Genomic DNA, 19,265 nt, shown 5'->3' with positions numbered 1-19,265 from the left:
GAAACGGCATATGGCCACTGGCAAAGCATGCGTACTCGTCGAACCCAATCGCATCGAGACGTGGGACGTGCCGATCGTCGATCCCGAGCCCGGCGGCGCGCTGGTGCGGATCGTCGTTGGTGGGGTGTGCGGCAGCGATGTCCATATCGCCGATGGCGGCGCCGGGATCATGCCCTTCCCTATCATTCTTGGTCATGAAGGCGTCGGCCGGGTCGAAAAACTCGGCGCCGGGGTGACGACCGACTATGCTGGCGTATCGGTCAAGCCCGGCGATCTGGTTTACTGGGCGCCGATCGCGCTTTGCCATCGCTGCCACAGCTGCACCGTACTCGAACAAACGCCGTGCGAAAATTCGCAGTTTTTCGAACATGCGGAAAAGCCCAACTGGGGCAGCTATGCCGATTTTGCATGGCTGCCCAACGGGCTCGCCTTCTTTCGCGTCCCCGACCATGCCGATGTCAATGCGGTCATCGCGCTGGGCTGCGCGCTACCGACTGTCCTGCGCGGGTTCGATCGTTGCGGTCCGGTCGGGATCGGGCAGAGTGTCGTGGTGCAGGGCGCCGGCCCGGTTGGCCTCGCGGCGGTGCTGGTCGCATCGCTGATGGGGGCGCGCGAAGTGATCGCGGTCGATGTCCACGCCAACCGGCTGGAAGTCGCGAAATCGCTCGGCGCGACGGCGACGGTGTCGCTGAAAGATTCAGCTGAGGAACGACGGCGACAGATTTACGACTTGTGTGGTGCCAACGGTCCCGATGTCGTGGTCGAGGCCGCCGGGGTGCTGCCCGCCTTCCCCGAAGGTGTCGACCTCACCGGTAATCATGGTCGTTACATCATCCTGGGGCTGTGGGGCGCGCTTGGCACCCAGCCGATCAGTCCACGCGACTTGACGATCAAGAATCTGAGCGTCGGTGGAGCAAGCTTTCCCAAACCCAAAAACTATCATGAAGCGCTACAACTGGCGGTGCGATGCCAAGACCGCGTGCCATTGGCGGCCCTCGTCACGCATCGCTTTGGCGTGGCAGGCGCGAGCGCTGCGCTCGAGGCAACCGCCGCCGGCACGGTCATCAAGGCCGTTATCGATCCCGAATATAGCTGACATTGAACCGAGAGGCTTTCCATGAACCAGGCAACATCCTTCGACACTCAATCGGCCGCACCGATCGTCGACAACCGTTCGCGCGTCGCCAAGCCTGACCATGTACCGGACGACCTTGTCCGCGACATCGATATGTACGCGCTTGACGGCATTGAGGCGGGTTATCACGAGGCCTGGGTCGGGCTGCACGCACAGAACATGCCCAAGCTCGTCTGGACGCCACTGACCGGTGGCCACTGGATCGCGATGGACGGGCCGATGGTCCGCGAAATCTATGAGGATCCCTCGCGCTTCTCGAGCGAAGTCATCTTCCTGCCCAAGGAAGCAGGCGAGAAATATCTGATGGTGCCCACGCGGATGGATCCGCCCGAACATACGCCCTATCGCAAATTGCTCGATACCGGGCTCAACCTCGCGCGCATTCGCGAGGTCGAAGATCAGGTACGCCAGACCGCGATCGACCTGATCGAAGAGATTGCGCCGCGCGGCCATTGCGATTTTTCGACCGACTACGCCAAGATTTTTCCGGTCAAAGTGTTCATGGCGATGGCAGGGTTGCCGATGGAAGATGCGCCCAAGCTCGAGCATTTCGCGGTCGGCATGACCCGCCCGACCGGCGACACGCCAGAGGAGATGGCGGCTTGCCTCGACGCTGCCAACACTGGCTTCTTCGAATATGTCGAACCGATTATCAATGCGCGGCGCGGCGGCACCGGCACTGACCTCATAACGATTGTGGTCAACGGCACGATCGACGGCGAGCCACTCCCCCATGACAAGGCGATCGGGATGATCTCACTGCTGCTGCTCGGCGGGCTCGATACGGTGGTCAATTTCCTCAGCTTCATGATGATCTATCTGGCGCGCAATCCCGACAAGGTCGCCGAATTGCAGGGCAACGACCTGAAACTGCTACGCGGCGTCGAAGAATTGTTCCGGCGCTTCGCCGTCGTTTCCGAGGCGCGCATGGTCGCCAAGGATCAGGTCTTCCACGGCGTCGAACTCAAACATGGCGACATGATCCTGCTGCCGACCGTGCTGCACGGCCTTGATGCCAATGAAAATGCCTGTCCGATGGATATCCAATGGGACCGTAAGGGACCCAAGCACACCACCTTTGGCGGCGGCCCGCATCGCTGCGTCGGCATGCACTTGGCACGCATGGAGGCAACGGTAACGTTGCAGGAATGGCTGAAGCGCATCCCGACCTTCCGCTTGGCCGATGGCGCGAACCCGATTTATCGGTCGGGCATTATCGCAGCGGTTGAGGATGTTCCCTTTGTCTGGAGCGTTGCCTGAGGCTTACGGCGTCCCACGATGCGGCGGTGCAGCAGCCGCGAGGTCGAGTGCATCAAGAATTTCCGCACGACCGCATCCCAATTTGATTGCGTTGCCCATATGGACGCGGAACCCGGGGCCGAAGCGGTGCGCGGGTGTCGCGTCGCTCGCCATCGCGATCAACTCCTTCACGCGCGCTGGTACCGTGCCGGATTTCCACGGGATCGCGCAATAATCGAAGAAGCCCGTGAAGATGTCAGGCGACAGGATCAGCATCGTTTTCAGAAAGCCCGGCATCTCTCGCTCGAAATCGTTCCAGAACGGGTCATCCCCGACCCGGGCGTCCCATAAAGCCTGACGCTCGGCATCAAGGTCCTCGCAGGCGGGGATCAGCCCGCGCTGCTGCGCACCTTCCAGCACAACGACCGCGCTGATCATCAGCGAATGCACCCCGAGTCCCGAGACGAGGGCGATCACTTCCTGCACCTGCGCCGGCGTCGCGCCGCGATCATAGGCGGCAGCGACGGCGACCGACAATGCGCCGCGCTCAAGTGATGTGACCGAGGCCGCGAGGCCCAACTGGATCAGCGCGCGCGGAAGGGGCGCCAGCGGACTTCCCTCTGCAACGCCGTCGAGCGCCTTCAGCGTCGTTTCGCGCAGGTGGGGCAGAAACAGCATTTCCATGGACCTGACTTAGCCAATTTTTGCTCCCAGTCAACTTTGGCGTTGACTAGTCAACACATGTGTTTACACGGGCGGTCTGGGATAGGAAAAAAACAGTGGCAACTTTGGAAGACCGGGTGCGCAAGCTGGAGGATCGTGCGGAATTGCAGGATCTCGTCGCGACCTATTTTCACGCCACCGACGACGATGATTATGCGCGGCTGGGCCTTTGCTTCACCAGCGACGCGACCTTTGCGGCATCGGGCTTTCCCGATAGCGCGGGGCGCAAAGCGATCACCGAATTCCTGAAAATGGCGCGCTCCGGGATGGGCCAGACCGTCCATACCCCCAATTACGTCCGCCTCAGCTTCGACGGCGCCGATACGGCCACCGGGACGGTCGCCGCGCATCTCGAACTGGGGATCGGCGACGCGACCTATTTCGCAGCCGTCCGCTATCTCGACCGCTATCGGCGCGAAGACGGACAATGGCGGATTGCGCGACGCGAAATGCGCGCAATCCACGTTGGCCCCTGGTCCGACGTCGGCACGTCGCTCTCTAGCCCGCTCAATATCCGTTGGCCGGGCGCCGCACCGCAGGCGAGCGATTTCCCGCGGCAAGACACAAAGCAAGAGACTTTGAATACGGCAACGGCGGGAGCGACTTCCGCCAAATAATGATAATCATGAGGGAGAGAGACATGTCGAAAGCAAAATATAGATCGGGTCACATTCTGCTCGGCAGCACCATCCTGGCGGCCGCTTGGGCGATCCCCGCAGCGGCGTTTGCACAGGAAGCGTCGGCCGAAGCTGAGGCCCAAGCGCCTGCCAACAACGAAATCATCGTCACCGCGCAACGCAGGGAGGAAAGCCTCGCCAAAGTGCCCGTTTCCGTCGTGGCGTTCGGTGCCGAAGCGATTCAGGACCGTGCGATTACCAGCGAACAGGACATCGGCTCGCTCGTCCCTGGCCTGCAGGTGAAGAATGGCCAGAATTCAAACCAGTTGAGCTTCAGCTTGCGCGGACAATCGCTCGATCCGTTTTCGGGTACCAGCCCCGCGGTCCTGACCTATCTCAACGAAGCGCCATATAATCCGGGCAATACCGCGACCGCATTTTTCGACCTGGGTTCGATCCAGGTTCTGAAAGGCCCGCAAGGTACGCTGTTCGGGCGCAATGCGACGGGCGGCGCCGTGCTCTACTCGACGCCGATGCCTGGCGACGAATTTTCCGGATTTGTCATCTTGCGCGGCGCATCGCGTGACTATGGCCAGATGCAGGCCGCGATCGACCTGCCGCTGATTCCGGGCAAATTGGGCATTCGCCTCGCCGGCGATATCACCCGCGGCGACGGCTATGTTACCAATGTGAATACCGGCAATACGCTGGGCGACAAGAATAGCCGGTCGGGACGCGCGACCATATTGTTCACCCCCAGCGACAGGTTCAAAAACGTCACGGTCGTCCAATATGACCGTGTGAAGGGGACCGAGGGCGCCGGGAATATCATCAACTATAACAGCTTGCCGACCACGCCCGGCGATCCGTCGACGCAGTTCAATAGCGACGGCACGAACAAGTTCTACAATACCACCGGGGTGATGTGGGACGCAACGCTCGCGGCGCTTTATGGCGCCAACGACGGCCCCGCGGGACCGGGCTTTTTCCCGGGCGCAGTCGAGGGCTTCACGAAATTCTCGCACGACAATCCGTACAAGACTTTCCTCCAGTACGACTTGCCACACAGCGCGGAGAATTTCTTCGTGTCGAATACGACCGAACTTGAGGTCTCCGACACGATGACGGTCAAGAACATCTTTTCCTATATGAAGGGCAATTCCTTCACGTCGGGCAACCTTGGCGGCGGCCCGTTCGGCAGTCTGTGGCTTTTCAAGCTAAGCGGGATCAATGCGACCGGCGTCCCCGGCGGCCAAACCTTCCGGTCGAACATCTTCACCAACGAATTGCAGGTGCAGGGTTCGGCGCTCGATGACCGGCTGGAATATACCGCGGGCGTATTCTACTCGCGCCAACGTCGCTATGAGATCATCCCGATCAACATCGGCGCCGATCTCGGCCTTCCAGCCCCGATAGCCGATATTTCCTATGCCTATCGCAACAGGGAGTCTTCCAAGGCGGTATTCGCGCAGGTCAGCTATAAAAGTTACCGATCAGCTGACGGCGACTTTGGGCGGCCGATATACCTGGGTGAATGTCGGGATTACCCAAGCGGCCGGGAATGTCTTTGGCGTTGATCCAGATTCGCCCGGTGCCACGCAGAGCAAGAAGCTTTCGGCACCAGCCTGGACCGCCAGTCTGCAATATCAGATCGATCCCAGCAACATGGTCTATTTCAATCAGCGTGGCAGCTTCCGATCCGGGAACCTCAACGGGACGGTCGCTCCTTTTGACGATCCCGTGCGCGGCGGACCTGCCAATTTGTTCAAGAACGAAAAGGTCCATGATTTCGAAGTGGGTTATAAGTTCAACGGCGAGATCGGCAGCGCGCCGGCGCAATTCAACATCGCCGCCTATAAGATCATCGTGAAAGACGCCCAGCGCGCGCTTTATGCGGTGGTCGGCGGTGCGCCCGCCGGGTTCACGGTCAACGTGCCGGAGGCCGTCACCAAAGGCATCGAAGTCGATGCGAACATCGGCCTGACCGACTGGTTGGATGTCGGTTTCAACATGGCCTTCACCGATGCCAAATATACCAAGACGCTCGTCCCGATCCCGTTCGTAGGTAATCTTTCGGTCGATTCCTATCCTGACAGCCCGAAGTGGTCGGGTTCGGCCAATGTCGTGGTGAAGTTCCCGGTACCCTCCAATTTGGGCGCGATGGATCTGCGCGCCGATTTTTATGGCCAGACGCACACCTTCTTTTCCAGCACCAACGGCACGTCCACGCCGGGTACAAGGCTTGACGGATATTCGACCATTGCCCTGCGCTACAGCTGGAAAGACATCATGGAGAGCAACGTATCCGCCGCGCTCTTTGTCCGTAACCTGACCGACAAAGTCTATCATATTTCCGGATATGCGCTCGGTGCCTCGAACGGCGTGAACACCTGGTACCCCGGTGAACCCCGCACCATTGGCGCGGAGCTTTCGGTCAAATTCTAGTGAAAACCCCCGCGGGCACCCGGCCAAGCCATTGGCTGGGTGCTCTCGCCGGGCCAAAAGCCTGCGCCGCGTGGCTCGCCCGCGGCTCACAAGTGAAAAGGATATGAAGAGTGACCCAAGATCAGGCGCTGGCCCGATTGCTGGATGAACGCGCAATCGAGCGGATCATTCATGATTATGCCTATTTTCTCGACATGAACCAGCCCGAGAGAATGGCCGAGCTGTTCGTCGATGATTGCGAGGTCAGCTATGCTCCCAATTTCGGCGCGACGGGGATCGATGCCTATAAGCAGACGCTCGACGGTATCGGAACATTCTTCACGGCGACATCGCACCATGTGTCTGGCGTCATCTTCGACTGGGTGAGCGACACCGAGGTCCAAGTACGGGCGATCGTGCTGGCCATTCACCGCTATACCAAGGAGCGCCCCGACGGCATCCTCTACGGCCAGTATCATGATGTCGTCGTCAAACAGGACGGCGCGTGGAAATTCAAGACCCGCATCTTGAAAACGACGATGACGACCGACTATCACGTCCGAGCTTTCAACCCCGTGGGACGCGGCGATTGAGATGATCGACCGGCCGCCGCTACGCATCGAGTCCGGACCGGACATCGACTGGATCGTCCTTGATCGACCCGATGCGTCGAACGCCTTTTCCGCAGCGCTGCTCGACGCCTTTTCGGTCGCGCTCGACCGGCTGGCCGGAGAAGGCGCGCCTGTCATCGGCATCCGGGGCGAAGGCAAAGGTTTCAGCGCGGGGGTAGACCTCAGCGAATATGGCGGCGCCGACAGTCCCTCAGAAGATGTCGCAAGGCTACGCCGCAATCTCGATCGCTGGCAGGCAATGTGGCGGCATCCCAAGCCGGTCATCGTCGCCATTCACGGCTTTTGCCTCGGCATCGCCGCGCAGCTACCCTGCTTCGCGGATATGGTGATTGTCGCCGACGACGCGCGGATCGGGGAGCCTGGCCTCCCGATCGGCGGCGGCTATATTGCTCCCGCCTGGGTGTCGCAGGTCGGGGCAAAGCGCGCCAAGGAGCTGGCGTTCCTGCCCGGCAATCATGTCGATGGCCGCACGGCCGAAGCGTGGGGCTGGGCCAATGCCGCGGTGCCCGCCGATCAATTGATCGCTTGCGTTGAGGCGCTGGCGGCGCGGATGGCGAAGATTCCGCCCCCGGTGCTGGCGATGAAAAAAATGTCGATCAACCGCGCGATGGAGGCGGGTGGTTTTCTGGCCGCCGTCAATTCCGTCGCCGAAAGCGACGCCATCCTGCACTTCGAGCCGGCGGTCCTGGAGCTGCGCGAAGCGCTCGCCAGGGATGGCTTGCGCGAAACCCTCGCGCGCTTCCGCGGCGAAAGTTCAACCGAAATATTCCGACGTTTCAAAGGGGATCCAGCCGATGGCTGACATCGAATTTTCCGTTTCCGGTCATATCGCGCACGTCCGGCTCAACCGGCCCGAAGGCCTTAATGCCATAACGCCCGCTATGGACGATCTGCTGTTCAATGCGTGGAAGACGATCAATGACGATCCCGAGATCTGGTGTGCGATCCTCTCGGCCGAGGGTGAGAAAGGCTTTTGCATCGGAGGCGATGTGGCCGACGGGGCCGAGCGCAAGTCGCGCATGGCGCTCGCTGGCGGGCTGACCGGCATCGGCGGACCGCTGGTAACGCTGAAAAAACCGCTGATCGCTGCCGTCCAAGGTTTCTGCGTCGGCGGCGGATTCGAACTTGCGATGTGCGCCGACATCATTGTCGCGGCAGACACGGCTCAGTTCGGCCTCCCCGAAACCAAGGTCGGCATCATCGGCGAGTGCGGCGTGGTTCATCGCGCCGTGCGCCAGCTGCCTTATCATATTGCCATGGCGATGATCCTCACCGGCGAACGCATTAACAGCGAAACGGCCGAGCGCTTCGGCCTCGTCAACCAGGTAGTGCCCTATGCCGAACTGGCGGCGACCGCACAGTCATGGGCAGAAAAGATCAACAAGGCAGCGCCGCTCGCCAATCAGGCTGCCAAGGCATCGGCGAACGGTCGGCTGGGCTATCCGCTCGACGTCGCGCTGATGACCAAGTTTGAAGAGATTGAGCAATATGCGGGCAGCGCCGACCAGCGCGAGGGCGATGCCGCGCGCGCCGAGGGGCGCAGGCCCCAGTGGACCGGGCGCTAAGGCCAAACAATGAGCACGATCGATCCGCGTCATTTCCGCAATGTCCTTGGTTGTTATCCCACGGGAGTATGCGTCGTCACCGCCTCGCACGACGGTGCCCGGCACGCGATGGTTGTGGGCAGCTTCACCTCGATTTCGCTCGATCCGCCACTGGTCGGCTTTTTCCCCGACAAGAAGTCGTCGAGCTGGCCGCAGATCGCGGCGACCGGGCATTTCTGCGCCAACATTCTTGCCGCCGACCAGAAGCATCATTCGAGCCGCTTCGCCGCCAAAGCGGCCGACAAGTTCGAGGGGCTCGAATATGCAACCAGCCCGGCCGGATTGCCGCTGCTCCACGATGTGCTGGCGTGGATCGAATGTTCGATTGCGTCGGTGACCGAGATCGGCGACCATCTGCTTGTCGTCGGCGCGGTCCAGGCGCTCGAAATGCGCGACAGCGGCACCCCCTTACTTTTTTTTCGCGGAGGCTATCATGACCTTGCCGACTGCATCGAAACCCAGGCATGATTCAGTGACGGCGATCTCGCCCATCGCAGACATTATTGCCGAAGCCCGCAATGGCAGGCCGTTCATTCTCGTCGATGCCGACGACCGCGAGAACGAAGGCGACATCATCATTCCGGCGCAGTTTGCGACGCCCGACCGCATCAACCAGATGGCGACCCACGCTCGCGGTCTGATCTGCCTTACCATCACCGCCGAACGTGCCCGGTTCCTTCAGCTCGAGCAGATGTCGCAGAACAACCGCTCGGGTCATGGCACCGCCTTTACCGTGTCAATCGAGGCGCGCGAAGGCGTTACCACCGGCATCTCGGCTTATGACCGCGCCCATACTATTTCGGTCGCGATCAACTCGCGCGATCCGCGGAACGATATCGTGACTCCTGGGCATGTCTTTCCACTGGTGGCGCGCGACGGCGGGGTTCTTGTGCGCGCCGGGCACACGGAAGCGGCGGTTGATATTTCCAACCTCGCGGGGCTGATCCCGGCCGCGGTTATTTGCGAGGTGATGAACGACGACGGATCAATGGCGCGGCTAGAAGATCTCATCCCATTCGCCGAAAAGCATGACATGAAGATCGGCACGATCGCCGACCTGATCGCCTTCCGGCGCAAATCCGAAATGCTGGTCGAACGCGTCGCATCGGGGCCGTTCGTCAGCCATTACGGCGACGACTTCACCATCCATGTTTACCGCGACAAGGTTGATGGCGGAGAACATGTCGCGCTGACGCGCGGGGCGATTGGACCCGATTCCAACACGTTGGTCCGTGTGCACCAGTTTGACCTGACCGCCGACCTTTTGGGGTACCGCAACGCGCATCCCGATTATGTACCGGCCGCGCTGAAGCAGCTGGCGGCGCATGAAGGCCCGGCAGTCGCAGTGTTCATTCAAGATGCCGATCCGCAGTCGATCTCGCGCAGGGTCGGCGGTGGGCGCCGTGAATATGCCGAGCGCGCGAGCGATCGCGACTATGGTTTCGGGGCTCAGATATTACGCGACGTCGGCGTCCGCCGCATGACATTGCTCACATCAAGCAACCGCAAGATGGCAGCGCTCGAAGGCTTCGGCCTCGAGATCGTCGGTCGCCAGCCGATCGAAACATGAATCCGGGAGCAACGACGATGACATCCACCGCGGACAACAAGGCTATCGTCGGCGACTTCTTCGAGACCTTCTCCAAGGGGAACGTGCCGGGGGTGATCGATCGCATGCACGACGACGGCAGCTGGTGGGTTTCGGGCGCGATCGAAGGCATGTCGGGTACCTATCCCAAGGCCACGCTCGCCGGACTGCTCGATGGCGCGCGGGCGCTTTATCGCGAAGGAGCGCTCCGCATCACGCCAACGTCGATGACCGCCGAGGACGACCGGGTCGCGGTCGAAGCTACGTCCTTTGCGACGATGGAAGACGGCCGCGTCTATGCGAACAGCTATCATTTCCTGGTGACGATCCGCGACGGCAAGGTCGCGACGGTGCGCGAATATATGGACACGATTCACGCACGCGAGACGTTTTTCGGCTCCTGACCGATATGCGCAGCCGCCAGCGGCATACATGTCGCGGCAACGATCTGGTTCAGCGTATCGTCGAGCGCCGCCGAAAACTTCCGGTCGATCCGCTGGCCTTCCGCGTCCCGAGTGTGCGCCGCCAAAATGTTCAGGAACATGAAACAGGCGGTTATCAGCCGCCGCTGTGCCACCTCGTCGGGAAGAAAATGAATCCGCGCGCGCAACAGCGCCAGCGCTTCACCGATGTGGGGCGGCAGATGCCCGCCGAAGCGGCCGAATTCGGTATCGCTGTTACGCAGCAGATATTGGCAAAGGAAATTGGCATAGCTGTGGTCGCCATGTGCATCGATCAGTTCGAGCTGCGGAAGGAAGATGATGTCGATGATCGTACGCGCATCGCCCAGCCGGTCCGCCTCGCGCGCCGCCCGCAACATCTCGCCGCGCTTCGCCTCCATCTGGTCCATGCGATAATCGAAGACGGCCTGCACCAGCGTATCGCGGATACCAAAATGATACTGGACGGCATGATGGTTGCGCTGCCCCGCCGCTGCCGCGATCTCGCGCAGCGACACGCCTTCGATCCCGCCCTTTGCGAACAGGATTTCGGCCGCTAGAATCAACCGCGTTTTGGCGTCATCGCTGCGCACCGGGCGCTTTCTTGTGGGCATGGATGTCACGGCGTCTCCCCCTGAATTCGCGCTGGCTGATGACTTTGCCGTAGGCAACCCCCGCGGCCGTAGGCAACCCCCGCGATCAACAATGCTGCACCGGCTCCCTGCAGCATAAATGGCGTTGACCCTACGGAATTCTCTTGACCGAACCCGCGATATGAGATTTAAGCCACATGGCTTAAAATAACAATGGGAGATATGTCATGGCGATGGACACAGGTCTAATTTTTCACCCCTATATGCGGCCGGAGCGCACCGCGCGGCAGACGTTCGAATGGGGGGTGCAAAGCTCTATCGCCGCCGACAAGGCGGGCTTTTCGACGATGATGATTTCCGAGCATGCCTCTCAGGTGTGGGAGAATATCCCCAATCCCGAACTCATCATCGCGGCCGCGGCATTGCAGACCAAGACGATCGCCTTCGCCCCGATGGCGCATATCCTGCCGCACCATAATCCAACCAAATTGGCGATGACCGTCGGCTGGCTGTCTCAGATTCTCGAGGGCCGCTATTTCATGGGGATCGGCGCCGGCGCCTATCCGCTCGCTTCCTATATGCACGGCATCAAGGAAGAAGATCAGAACACCGAACATCTCAACGACATGGTGCGCGAATCGCTGTTCATCATGGAGAAGATCTGGGCGCGCGAACCCTTCTTCTTCGAGGGCAAATATTGGGACGCGGGCTTCCCCGAGGAAGAGCCTGCGGTGACCGAGGAGGACGAGCAGCACAAGCTCGCCAACTACTCGCCCTACGGCGGCGGCTTCCCCGAATTCGCGGTGACCGGCTTCAGCGCCAACTCGCCGTCGATGCGGCTGGCCGGCGAACGCAATTTCAAGCCAGTCTCGATCTTCTCGGGCATCGACGCCCTGAAGCGCCACTGGGAGATTTACTCCGAGGCGAATATCAAGGCCGGTTTCACCCCGCACCGCCAGCGCCACGCCGTGTCGCAAACAGTGTTCGTCGCCGACACCGATGCCGAGGCAAAGCGCCTCGTGATGGAAGGCCCGATCGGCTATTGCTTTAACCGCTATCTGATCCCGATCTGGCGCCGCTTCGGCATGATGGACGGCTTTGCCAAGGATGCAGGCATCGATCCGTTGAAGGCCGATCTCGAATTCCTGGTCGATCATGTGTTCGTCGTCGGGTCGCCCGACACCGTGGTCGAAAAGATCAGCACCTTGTTCGACGCGTGCGGCGGTTGGGGTACGCTACAAGTCGAATCGCACGATTATTACGACGACCCCTCACCCTGGTTCCACTCGCTGGAATTGATCGCCAAGGAAGTCGCACCGCGCATCAAGCTGCCTGAAGCAGCGACGGTTTAAGCCTTCGTCCGGGTTGGCTGAGGGATCAACTCTCAGCCAACACTGGCGTAGTTTTGCAGCGTGCTGCGTGCGCCTCCACGGGCGGTTCGAACAGGAGTAGGGGAATAGAATTCCTGGCGAACTGTCGGAAACGTGATCTTCCCCATCCCTTGTCGATAATGGCTGCTTTTGGGCAACCGCTCGGTCCCTTCTCTACGCCTGATAAGAGGCACGAAGCAGACCTTCCGGTACAAGGGGGCGCACGAATCATTTTGCAGCCGACGCGACGGTCGAAGTCGGTTTTGCGGTAAATTTTTTGGCGCGTGTATTGCAGACGTGGGAGAAAATGAGGGAAGACACGCCCGTATAAGGACAATTCTCCCAGCATTTCAATGGGTTGTGAAAGATTTGGATGCCCCGCGAGGATTCGAACCTCGATAGGCGGTATCAGAAACCGCAGTCTTACCATTAGACGACAGGGCAGGAGCGGGGGCCAATAAGATTGCGCGGGCGCGCTGTCAAGGTTGCTGGGCCGACCTGAACAAGTCCGCTTGCCCTGTCGCATTTCGCCGCTAGCATCGTGCCATAACAAGATGAGGGGCCGCGCGGGCGCGCGGACACCCGAAGGAGTGGACTGATGCGTCATGTCGCGATCGTCGGGTCGGGTCCCGCGGGCTATTACACCGCGGAAACTCTTCAGAAAGCCGAGGATATTGCGGTCGATGTCATCGACCGCCTGCCCGTCCCCTATGGCCTGATCCGCACCGGAGTTGCCCCCGATCACCAGTCGATCAAGGCGGTGTCGCGGCGCTACGAAGGTACCGCGCTGACCGACAATGTCCGCTTCGTCGGCCATGTGTCGATCGGCACCGATGTCACGATCGATGAGCTAGTCGAACTGTACGACGCCGTCATCCTCGCCACCGGGGCGCCGAACGACCGGCCGCTCGACATCCCCGGCGCCGACCTGCCCGGGGTGATCGGCAGCGCGGCCTTTGTCGGCTGGTACAACGGTCATCCCGATTTTGCGGACCTCAATCCGCCGCTGGGCGCCGCCGGGGTCGCGGTGATCGGCAACGGCAATGTCGCGTTGGACGTGGCGCGCATCCTGGCCAAGACGCCGGGTGAGTTCGCGGGCAGCGACATCGTGTCGCACGCGCGCGAACAGCTGGCAGAAAGCGCGGTGCGTCATATCCACATCCTGGGCCGCCGCGGTCCGCACCAGATCGCGATGACGCCGAAAGAGCTTGGCGAGCTAGGCCATCTCGAGCGGGCCAGTCCGCGCGTCGACCCCGCCGACCTGCCTCCCGAGGGCGACGACGCGCTGCTCGAACCCGGGATGCGCAAATCGGTCACGCATTTGCGCAGCTTTGCTGCGAATCCCGTCGCCAAACCGGTGACGATCGATTTCGATTTCTTTGCGATGCCGGTCGCAATCGAGGGGGACGATCGCGTCCAGCGCATCATCGTCGAACGCACGATGCTCGATGCCGAGCTGCGCAGCCATGGCACCGGCGAAACCTATGCGATCGACGCCGGGCTGGTGATCAGCTGCATCGGGTATCAGACCCCGCCCATCCCCGGGGTGCCATACGAACATGGCCGCGGCCGCTTTGCCAATGACGAGGGGCGGATCCTGCCCGGACTTTATTGCGTCGGCTGGGCGCGGCGCGGGCCGTCGGGGACGATCGGCACCAACAAGCCCGATGGTATCCGCGTCGCCGAAATGGTGATCGAGGATATCGGGCGCGGCGCGGGCAAGGCGGGGCGGCCCGGGCTCGACGCGCTGCTCGCGGACCGCGGCGTCACCCCGGTCACCTTCCGCGACTGGCGCAAGATCGAGGAGGCCGAAGTCAAGGCGGCGCTCGACGGCAACCCGCGCGAGAAGTTTACCAGCGTCGAGGCGATGCTCGCCGCGATCGGCCGTTGACAGACAAATTCCGCACGGCGCTTCGCTGGCTGCTTGCGCTGGCTTATGGCTATGCGGGATATTTGCACGTCGTCCGGCCTGCCCCTTTCCTGGCGATCACCCCGCCGTGGGTGCCGCGCCCCGACCTGGTCGTTACGGCAACCGGGCTGGCCGAATTGCTGGGCGCGATCGGCCTGATGATCCCGCAGACGCGCAAGGCGGCGGGCTGGGGGCTCGCGCTCTATGCGCTATGCGTCTGGCCGGCGAACGCCCACCATGCCTTTGCCAATATTGCGATCGGCGGCGAGACCCTGAGCTGGTGGTATCACGGGCCGCGCCTCGCGTTCCAACCGGTCATCATCTGGTGGGCGTTATGGGCGAGCGGGGCGGTGGAGTGGCCGTTCGGGGTCCGGAAACCCTGATCCGTCATTGCGAGGAGCCTAAGGCGACGAAGCAATCTCCAGCTATCGTCATCCCAAGCCGTTAGCTGGCGATTGCTTCGCTTCGCTCGCAATGACATTGTGCTATTTCGCGACCGGTGTTTCCACCGGCGGCTGCCCCTTCTGGCTCGCCGCATAGGCTTCGACCGCTTTCAGCACCCTTATCATGTTGCCGCTGGCGATCTTCTCCAGATCGGCCTGACTATAGCCGCGCTTCGCCAGTTCGACGAACAGCGCGGGATATCCCGACACATCCTCCATCCCGACGGGGGTCGCATCCATCCCGTCATAGTCGCCGCCAAGCCCGATGTAATCGACCCCGATCGTCTGTTTGATATGATCGATATGGTCGGCCAGCTTGGCGATCGGCGTTTTCGGCGCGACATTGGCTGCCTCCCACGCCTTGAGCGCCGCCTCGCCGCCCGCCGGATTGCCGATATATTCCGCATCGATCCGTGCCTTTTGCGCCGTTCGCGCCAGGCCATATTCGCGCAGCGCCGGGTCGACGAACGCGGCATAGAACACCGCCATGATCACGCCGCCGTTTGCCTTAACCGCGGGCAGCACGCTGTCGGGGACGTTGCGCGGATGATCGTTGACCGCGCGCACCCCCGAATGGCTGAACATCACCGGCGCCCTCGATGTTTCGAGCGCGTCCTTCATCGTCGCCTCGCTGACGTGGCTGAGGTCAACGATCATCCCGATGCGGTTCATTTCCTGCACCACCTGGCGCCCGAAATCGGTGAGCCCGTCATGCTGCGGCGCGTCGGTCGCGCTGTCGGCCCACGGCGTCGTCTTGCTGTGGGTCAGCGTCATGTAGCGCACGCCCATGCCATACATCTCGCGCAGCACGGCAAGGCTCGACCCGATCGACTGGCCGCCCTCCATCCCCAGCATGCCGGCGATCTTGCCCGCCTTCATCTGGCTCTGCAGCTCGCTGCTGTTCGCGGCGAAAGACAGGTCATTGGGATAGCGCGCGATCAGCCGCTTCGCGACGTCGATCTGTTCGATCGTCTGCTGCACCGCCTGCTGCTCGTTGCTGTTCGACGGCACATAGACCGACCAGAATTGCGCCCCGACACGGCCCTTGCGCAGTCGCTGGATGTCGGTGTGCATCACGCTACCGTCGGGCTTGGGCTTGGTGGTGTCGCGAAAGTTGAAATCGTTGATGACATTGCCGACTTGCCCGCGCAGTTCCCACGGCACGTCGTTATGCCCGTCGAACACCGGCGCCTTTTTGAGCGCGGCCTCGGCGACCGCCTCAGGCGATTTCTGCGCGGCGGCGGGGGTGGCAACAAGGGCGAATGCGGCAAGGCCGGCGAGCAGGATGGGCTTGTTCATAGGGCGCGACCTTAAGTCGTTGACGCCGTGACGCAAGCCTCGCTTGACGCTCTTGCTTGACGTTTACGTAAGCCACGCGCAGCATCGCGCGATGACAGCTTTTGACGACTGGCGCGCAAAATCGCCTTATTATGACGAAACCCATGAAGCGCTGGCGCAAAGCGTGCGCCGGTTCGTGGCGCGCGAGATCGCGCCGCATATCGACCGCTGGGAGGCTGAGGGCGAACTGCCGCGCGATCTGCACAAGAAAGCGGCGGAGGCGGGGATCCTCGGGCTGCGCTATCCCGAAGAATATGGCGGACACAGCGAAGGCTTCGACAATTTCCACAGCCTGGTGCTGACCGAGGAACTTGCGGCGGTCGGCGCCGGCGGACTCGGGGCGTCGCTGATGACGCACGGCATCGGCCTGCCCCCGATCCTTGCGCTGGGGTCCGAGGAACTGAAACAGCGCGTCGCGCCGCCGGTGCTGAGCGGCGACAAGATCATCGCGCTCGGCATCACCGAAGCGGGCGGCGGCAGCGACGTTGCGAACCTCAAGACCACGGCAGTCCGCGATGGCGCCGACTATATCGTCAACGGCGGCAAGATGTTCATCACCAGCGGCATCCGCGCCGACTGGCTGACCTGCGCAGTGCGGACCGGCGGGCCGGGCGCGGCGGGCATTTCGCTGCTGCTGATCGACATGGATGCGCCGGGGGTCGAGCGCACAAGGCTCGACAAGATGGGCTGGCGGTGCAGCGATACCGCCGCGATCCATTTCAGCGACGTCCGCGTCCCCGCGGCCAACCTGATCGGCCCCGAAAACGGCGGCTTCATCGGCATCATGCGCAATTTCAACAGCGAGCGGCTGGGCATTGCGATGGGCTGCTGCGCCTATGCGCGCGTCGCGATGGCCGAGGCCGCCGAATGGGCGCAGAACCGCGAGACGTTCGGCAAGCCGCTCGTCGGCCACCAGTCGATCCGGATCAAACTGGCCGACATGGAACGCCAGATCGAAGCGACGCAGGCGTGGGTCGACCTCGCCGCGTGGCAGGTCAAGCACGACAAGACCCGGCCCGCCGACTTCGCGATGCTGAAGGTACAGGCAACGCGGATGCTGGAGGCCGTTGCGCGCGAGGCGGCGCAGGTGCTGGGCGGCGCGTCCTACATCACCGGCAGCAAGGTCGAGCGCATCTACCGCGAGGTGCGCGTCAATGCGATCGGCGGGGGGAGTGAGGAAATCATGCTCGACCTCGCGGGACGGCAATTGTTCGGCGGCAAGCGTTAGACCGCGAGACGCCGCGCATAGCGATCGAGCCGCGCGAGCTGGGCCATCAACCCGGCGAGCAGCAATAGTTCGATCAATGCACTGCCGGCGATCAGGGTGAAGGCCGCATCGCCGCTGGCGGCGTAAGCGCGCAGCAGACTGGCCCCGACCGACAGCGCCAGACTGCCGGCGGCAAAATGCAGCCAGCGGCGCACGGTTGCGATCCGGCCGCGCGATGCTATCCACCACGCCGCGCCGATGCACGCCAGCGCCGCAAGAAGTCCGACGCGATCGAACCACGTCAGCGGGTCGGTGCCGCCCGGAATGTCGAGAATGGCGGTTCGCAACTGCATCAATAACAGCGTCGCGCCGCCAAGCAGCCCGGCGGCGGCGCACGAGCGCCGCAACCGGTCGGGCAAGGCCGCCTCGGCATAAGCGCGCGCAATGTCACTCGGCCGTCCGAACCGGCGCACCGCATCGGCCTCGCCGACCTGTTCGGCGGTATCGAACAAATGCGATTCGATTTCGTCGCGCACCCGCCGCGACAGGCGGGGATCGAACGCCAGCACATCGTCGATCTCGTCGAGATAGTTGGCGATCGGTCCGCTCATGCGCGCGCGCCGAGCACCAGATCGATGCCGCTGGCAAAGCTTTGCCAGCCCGCGCGCCGCTCGACCAGCGAATGCCGACCGTCCTCGGTCAGCGCATAGACACGGCGTTTGCGGCCGCCGTCGGGCTGGACCCAGCGACTCGACAGCAACCCCGCAAGTTCGAGCCGGTGCAGGGCCGGATAGATTGTTCCTTCGGGCAGGTCGAAATGGCCGCCGCTGCGCGCCCGGATCGCCTCGATGATCGCATAGCCGTGCAACGCCTCGTCACCGATGGTGGCGAGCAGCACGGCGTCGAGATGGCCCTTGAGCATTTCCGCAGACATGCCGACCGATTTAGCTTTGCAACGCTAGGTATGCAAGCTATACCTAGCAACACTAGGCTTAAAACGGAGGATGTGATGATGGCAACGACAACCGGGACGCCGGCAACAAAGGGCTGGGCCGAAGGCTGGGGGCTGTTCTGGACGCTGACCGTGGCGATGGCGGCGATGGCGCTCAGCTTCCTCTTCGTCCTTGGCTGGGGCACCGACGGTTATCGCATGGTCATCCGCGCCACCGCGCGCACCTCGCTCGTCCTGTTCCTCGCCGCCTTTGCCGCGTCCGCCGCGTTCAAGCTGTGGCCCGGCCCCGTCACCCACTGGCTGCGCCGCAACCGGCGCCAGCTCGGCCTCGGCTTTGCGATGTCGCACTTCATCCACGCGCTGGTGATCATCGCGCTGTGGAAAACCGACCCCGGCGTCTTCTGGGTGCTGACCAACCCCAAATCGATCGTCACCGGCGGCACCGCCTATGTCTTCATCGCGCTGCTCGCCGCGACCTCGTTCGACCGCATGGTCAAGGCGATGGGGCCGAAGGCGTGGGCCCGGCTGCACTGGTGGGGCGTGTGGATCGTCGCGCTCAGCTTCATCTTCACCAACGGCAAACGCATCCCGGTGAGCGGCTGGTACGCGCTGCCGGTCGCGCTGGTCGTCGCGGTGATCGTGCTGCGCGTGGTAGCGGGGCGGAAACGGCGGCAGGCGGCGGCGCTGGCTTAGCACGCGGCGGGACTACTGCCCTTCGCGCTTGTCCGCCAGCGCGCGCGACTCGGCCTTGAGCGGCCGCGACACCGGGCAAACCTCCTGCACGTAGCCGTTGAGCACATTGGTCAGCGCGTCGGGCAGCAAACGGTAAAAGACGAACTGGCCACGCTTTTCGCTGGTGATCAGTCCGGCATTTTCCAGCACCGACAGATGCTGCGACACCGCCGGCTTGCTCATGTCGAAGCGCGCGGCGATGTCGCCCGCGCTCAGTTCGGCATGGGCCAGATAGGCCAGAATCTTGCGCCGCGGCGTCGAAGCCAGTGCCTGAAAAACCCGTTCCATATCGACCCAGATGGCGACCGACAGTGCTCTT

Annotated in this window: 22 protein-coding genes and 1 tRNA gene; 16 read left to right on the top strand and 7 right to left on the bottom strand. The window is 62.4% G+C overall.

From position 1 onward, the window contains the following. Positions 1 to 10: 10 nt before the first annotated feature. The gene (locus tag ACQY6T_RS15580) at positions 11 to 1,096 is read left to right on the top strand and encodes a zinc-binding dehydrogenase (RefSeq protein ID WP_428632237.1); all 1,086 of its coding nucleotides are present in this window, start codon (positions 11 to 13) and stop codon (positions 1,094 to 1,096) included. A 21-nt stretch (positions 1,097 to 1,117) separates the two neighbouring features. Beyond that, positions 1,118 to 2,395 (top strand): cytochrome P450, encoded by a 1,278-nt coding sequence (locus tag ACQY6T_RS15575; RefSeq protein ID WP_428632235.1) that lies wholly within the window; start codon positions 1,118 to 1,120, stop codon positions 2,393 to 2,395. A gap of 3 nt (positions 2,396 to 2,398) precedes the next feature. On the opposite strand, the gene ACQY6T_RS15570 is transcribed toward ACQY6T_RS15575, so the two are convergent. After that, on the bottom strand, positions 2,399 to 3,058 hold the full coding sequence (locus ACQY6T_RS15570) for a carboxymuconolactone decarboxylase family protein (protein WP_428632232.1): 660 nt from the start codon (positions 3,056 to 3,058) through the stop codon (positions 2,399 to 2,401). Between the two features lie 95 nt (positions 3,059 to 3,153). Here ACQY6T_RS15570 and ACQY6T_RS15565 point away from each other — a divergent pair, with 95 nt between their 5' ends. The 9 genes from ACQY6T_RS15565 (at position 3,154) to ACQY6T_RS15525 (ending at position 10,366) form a co-directional block, all read left to right on the top strand. Further along, entirely contained in the window at positions 3,154 to 3,714 is a 561-nt protein-coding gene (locus ACQY6T_RS15565; RefSeq protein ID WP_428632229.1) for a nuclear transport factor 2 family protein, read from the top strand. 23 nt (positions 3,715 to 3,737) lie between these two features. Further along, positions 3,738 to 5,291 (top strand): TonB-dependent receptor, encoded by a 1,554-nt coding sequence (locus ACQY6T_RS15560; RefSeq protein ID WP_428632227.1) that lies wholly within the window; start codon positions 3,738 to 3,740, stop codon positions 5,289 to 5,291. After that, positions 5,245 to 6,159, top strand: a complete 915-nt coding sequence (locus ACQY6T_RS15555; RefSeq protein WP_428632224.1) for a TonB-dependent receptor domain-containing protein — start codon at positions 5,245 to 5,247, stop codon at positions 6,157 to 6,159. The genes ACQY6T_RS15560 and ACQY6T_RS15555 overlap by 47 nt, the downstream gene beginning before the upstream one ends. Positions 6,160 to 6,269: 110 nt before the next feature. After that, on the top strand, positions 6,270 to 6,731 hold the full coding sequence (locus ACQY6T_RS15550) for a nuclear transport factor 2 family protein (RefSeq protein WP_428632221.1): 462 nt from the start codon (positions 6,270 to 6,272) through the stop codon (positions 6,729 to 6,731). A gap of 1 nt (position 6,732) precedes the next feature. Continuing rightward, positions 6,733 to 7,572: an enoyl-CoA hydratase/isomerase family protein gene (locus tag ACQY6T_RS15545; protein WP_428632219.1), complete on the top strand. Its 840-nt coding sequence runs from the start codon at positions 6,733 to 6,735 to the stop codon at positions 7,570 to 7,572. Beyond that, positions 7,565 to 8,335 (top strand): enoyl-CoA hydratase/isomerase family protein, encoded by a 771-nt coding sequence (locus ACQY6T_RS15540; protein ID WP_428632218.1) that lies wholly within the window; start codon positions 7,565 to 7,567, stop codon positions 8,333 to 8,335. The genes ACQY6T_RS15545 and ACQY6T_RS15540 overlap by 8 nt, the downstream gene beginning before the upstream one ends. A 9-nt stretch (positions 8,336 to 8,344) precedes the next feature. Further along, on the top strand, positions 8,345 to 8,842 hold the full coding sequence (locus ACQY6T_RS15535) for a flavin reductase family protein (protein WP_428632216.1): 498 nt from the start codon (positions 8,345 to 8,347) through the stop codon (positions 8,840 to 8,842). A gap of 4 nt (positions 8,843 to 8,846) precedes the next feature. Next, positions 8,847 to 9,944: a 3,4-dihydroxy-2-butanone-4-phosphate synthase gene (ribB, locus tag ACQY6T_RS15530; RefSeq protein WP_428632215.1), complete on the top strand. Its 1,098-nt coding sequence runs from the start codon at positions 8,847 to 8,849 to the stop codon at positions 9,942 to 9,944. Positions 9,945 to 9,961: 17 nt separating this feature from the next. Continuing rightward, the gene (locus ACQY6T_RS15525) at positions 9,962 to 10,366 is read left to right on the top strand and encodes a nuclear transport factor 2 family protein (protein WP_428632212.1); all 405 of its coding nucleotides are present in this window, start codon (positions 9,962 to 9,964) and stop codon (positions 10,364 to 10,366) included. Here ACQY6T_RS15525 and ACQY6T_RS15520 read toward each other — a convergent pair. Then, on the bottom strand, positions 10,336 to 11,016 hold the full coding sequence (locus ACQY6T_RS15520) for a TetR/AcrR family transcriptional regulator (RefSeq protein WP_428632211.1): 681 nt from the start codon (positions 11,014 to 11,016) through the stop codon (positions 10,336 to 10,338). The genes ACQY6T_RS15525 and ACQY6T_RS15520 overlap by 31 nt on opposite strands. A gap of 206 nt (positions 11,017 to 11,222) precedes the next feature. Between ACQY6T_RS15520 and ACQY6T_RS15515 the strand changes: the two genes are divergently transcribed. After that, positions 11,223 to 12,347 carry an LLM class flavin-dependent oxidoreductase gene (locus ACQY6T_RS15515; RefSeq protein ID WP_428632210.1) on the top strand — a complete coding sequence of 375 codons (1,125 nt, stop codon included), beginning with the start codon at positions 11,223 to 11,225 and terminating at the stop codon, positions 12,345 to 12,347. A 388-nt stretch (positions 12,348 to 12,735) separates the two neighbouring features. Here ACQY6T_RS15515 and ACQY6T_RS15510 read toward each other — a convergent pair. Next, positions 12,736 to 12,809: transfer RNA gene (locus ACQY6T_RS15510), tRNA-Gln, on the bottom strand. A 154-nt stretch (positions 12,810 to 12,963) separates the two neighbouring features. On the opposite strand from ACQY6T_RS15510, the gene ACQY6T_RS15505 reads away from it, so the two are divergent. Together ACQY6T_RS15505 and ACQY6T_RS15500 are read left to right on the top strand one after the other, a co-directional pair. Beyond that, the gene (locus tag ACQY6T_RS15505) at positions 12,964 to 14,256 is read left to right on the top strand and encodes an FAD-dependent oxidoreductase (RefSeq protein WP_428632208.1); all 1,293 of its coding nucleotides are present in this window, start codon (positions 12,964 to 12,966) and stop codon (positions 14,254 to 14,256) included. Continuing rightward, positions 14,253 to 14,657, top strand: coding sequence for a DoxX family protein (locus tag ACQY6T_RS15500; protein ID WP_428632206.1), 405 nt, complete (start codon positions 14,253 to 14,255; stop codon positions 14,655 to 14,657). The genes ACQY6T_RS15505 and ACQY6T_RS15500 overlap by 4 nt, the downstream gene beginning before the upstream one ends. 102 nt (positions 14,658 to 14,759) lie before the next feature. Here the strand turns inward: ACQY6T_RS15500 and ACQY6T_RS15495 are convergent, their stop codons facing one another. Next, the gene (locus ACQY6T_RS15495) at positions 14,760 to 16,016 is read right to left on the bottom strand and encodes a dipeptidase (RefSeq protein WP_428632204.1); all 1,257 of its coding nucleotides are present in this window, start codon (positions 16,014 to 16,016) and stop codon (positions 14,760 to 14,762) included. 91 nt (positions 16,017 to 16,107) lie between these two features. Here ACQY6T_RS15495 and ACQY6T_RS15490 point away from each other — a divergent pair, with 91 nt between their 5' ends. Then, on the top strand, positions 16,108 to 17,283 hold the full coding sequence (locus tag ACQY6T_RS15490) for an acyl-CoA dehydrogenase family protein (protein WP_428632202.1): 1,176 nt from the start codon (positions 16,108 to 16,110) through the stop codon (positions 17,281 to 17,283). Here ACQY6T_RS15490 and ACQY6T_RS15485 read toward each other — a convergent pair. After that, the gene (locus ACQY6T_RS15485; RefSeq protein WP_428632200.1) at positions 17,280 to 17,873 is read right to left on the bottom strand and encodes an HAAS signaling domain-containing protein; all 594 of its coding nucleotides are present in this window, start codon (positions 17,871 to 17,873) and stop codon (positions 17,280 to 17,282) included. The two genes, ACQY6T_RS15490 and ACQY6T_RS15485, sit on opposite strands and share 4 nt — an antisense overlap. Next, positions 17,870 to 18,196, bottom strand: coding sequence for a PadR family transcriptional regulator (locus ACQY6T_RS15480; RefSeq protein WP_428632197.1), 327 nt, complete (start codon positions 18,194 to 18,196; stop codon positions 17,870 to 17,872). Before ACQY6T_RS15480 ends, ACQY6T_RS15485 begins: the two co-directional genes overlap by 4 nt. A 75-nt stretch (positions 18,197 to 18,271) precedes the next feature. Here ACQY6T_RS15480 and ACQY6T_RS15475 point away from each other — a divergent pair, with 75 nt between their 5' ends. Continuing rightward, positions 18,272 to 18,907, top strand: coding sequence for a hypothetical protein (locus ACQY6T_RS15475; RefSeq protein ID WP_428632194.1), 636 nt, complete (start codon positions 18,272 to 18,274; stop codon positions 18,905 to 18,907). Positions 18,908 to 18,919: 12 nt separating this feature from the next. Here ACQY6T_RS15475 and ACQY6T_RS15470 read toward each other — a convergent pair whose 3' ends face one another. Then, positions 18,920 to 19,234, bottom strand: a complete 315-nt coding sequence (locus ACQY6T_RS15470; RefSeq protein WP_428632192.1) for a metalloregulator ArsR/SmtB family transcription factor — start codon at positions 19,232 to 19,234, stop codon at positions 18,920 to 18,922. Between the last annotated feature and the right edge of the window lie 31 nt (positions 19,235 to 19,265).

Origin of the sequence: Sphingopyxis sp., from assembly GCF_965279725.1 — a bacterium.
Classification (GTDB): domain Bacteria; phylum Pseudomonadota; class Alphaproteobacteria; order Sphingomonadales; family Sphingomonadaceae; genus Sphingopyxis.
This window is presented reverse-complemented; position numbering and strand designations above follow the sequence as displayed.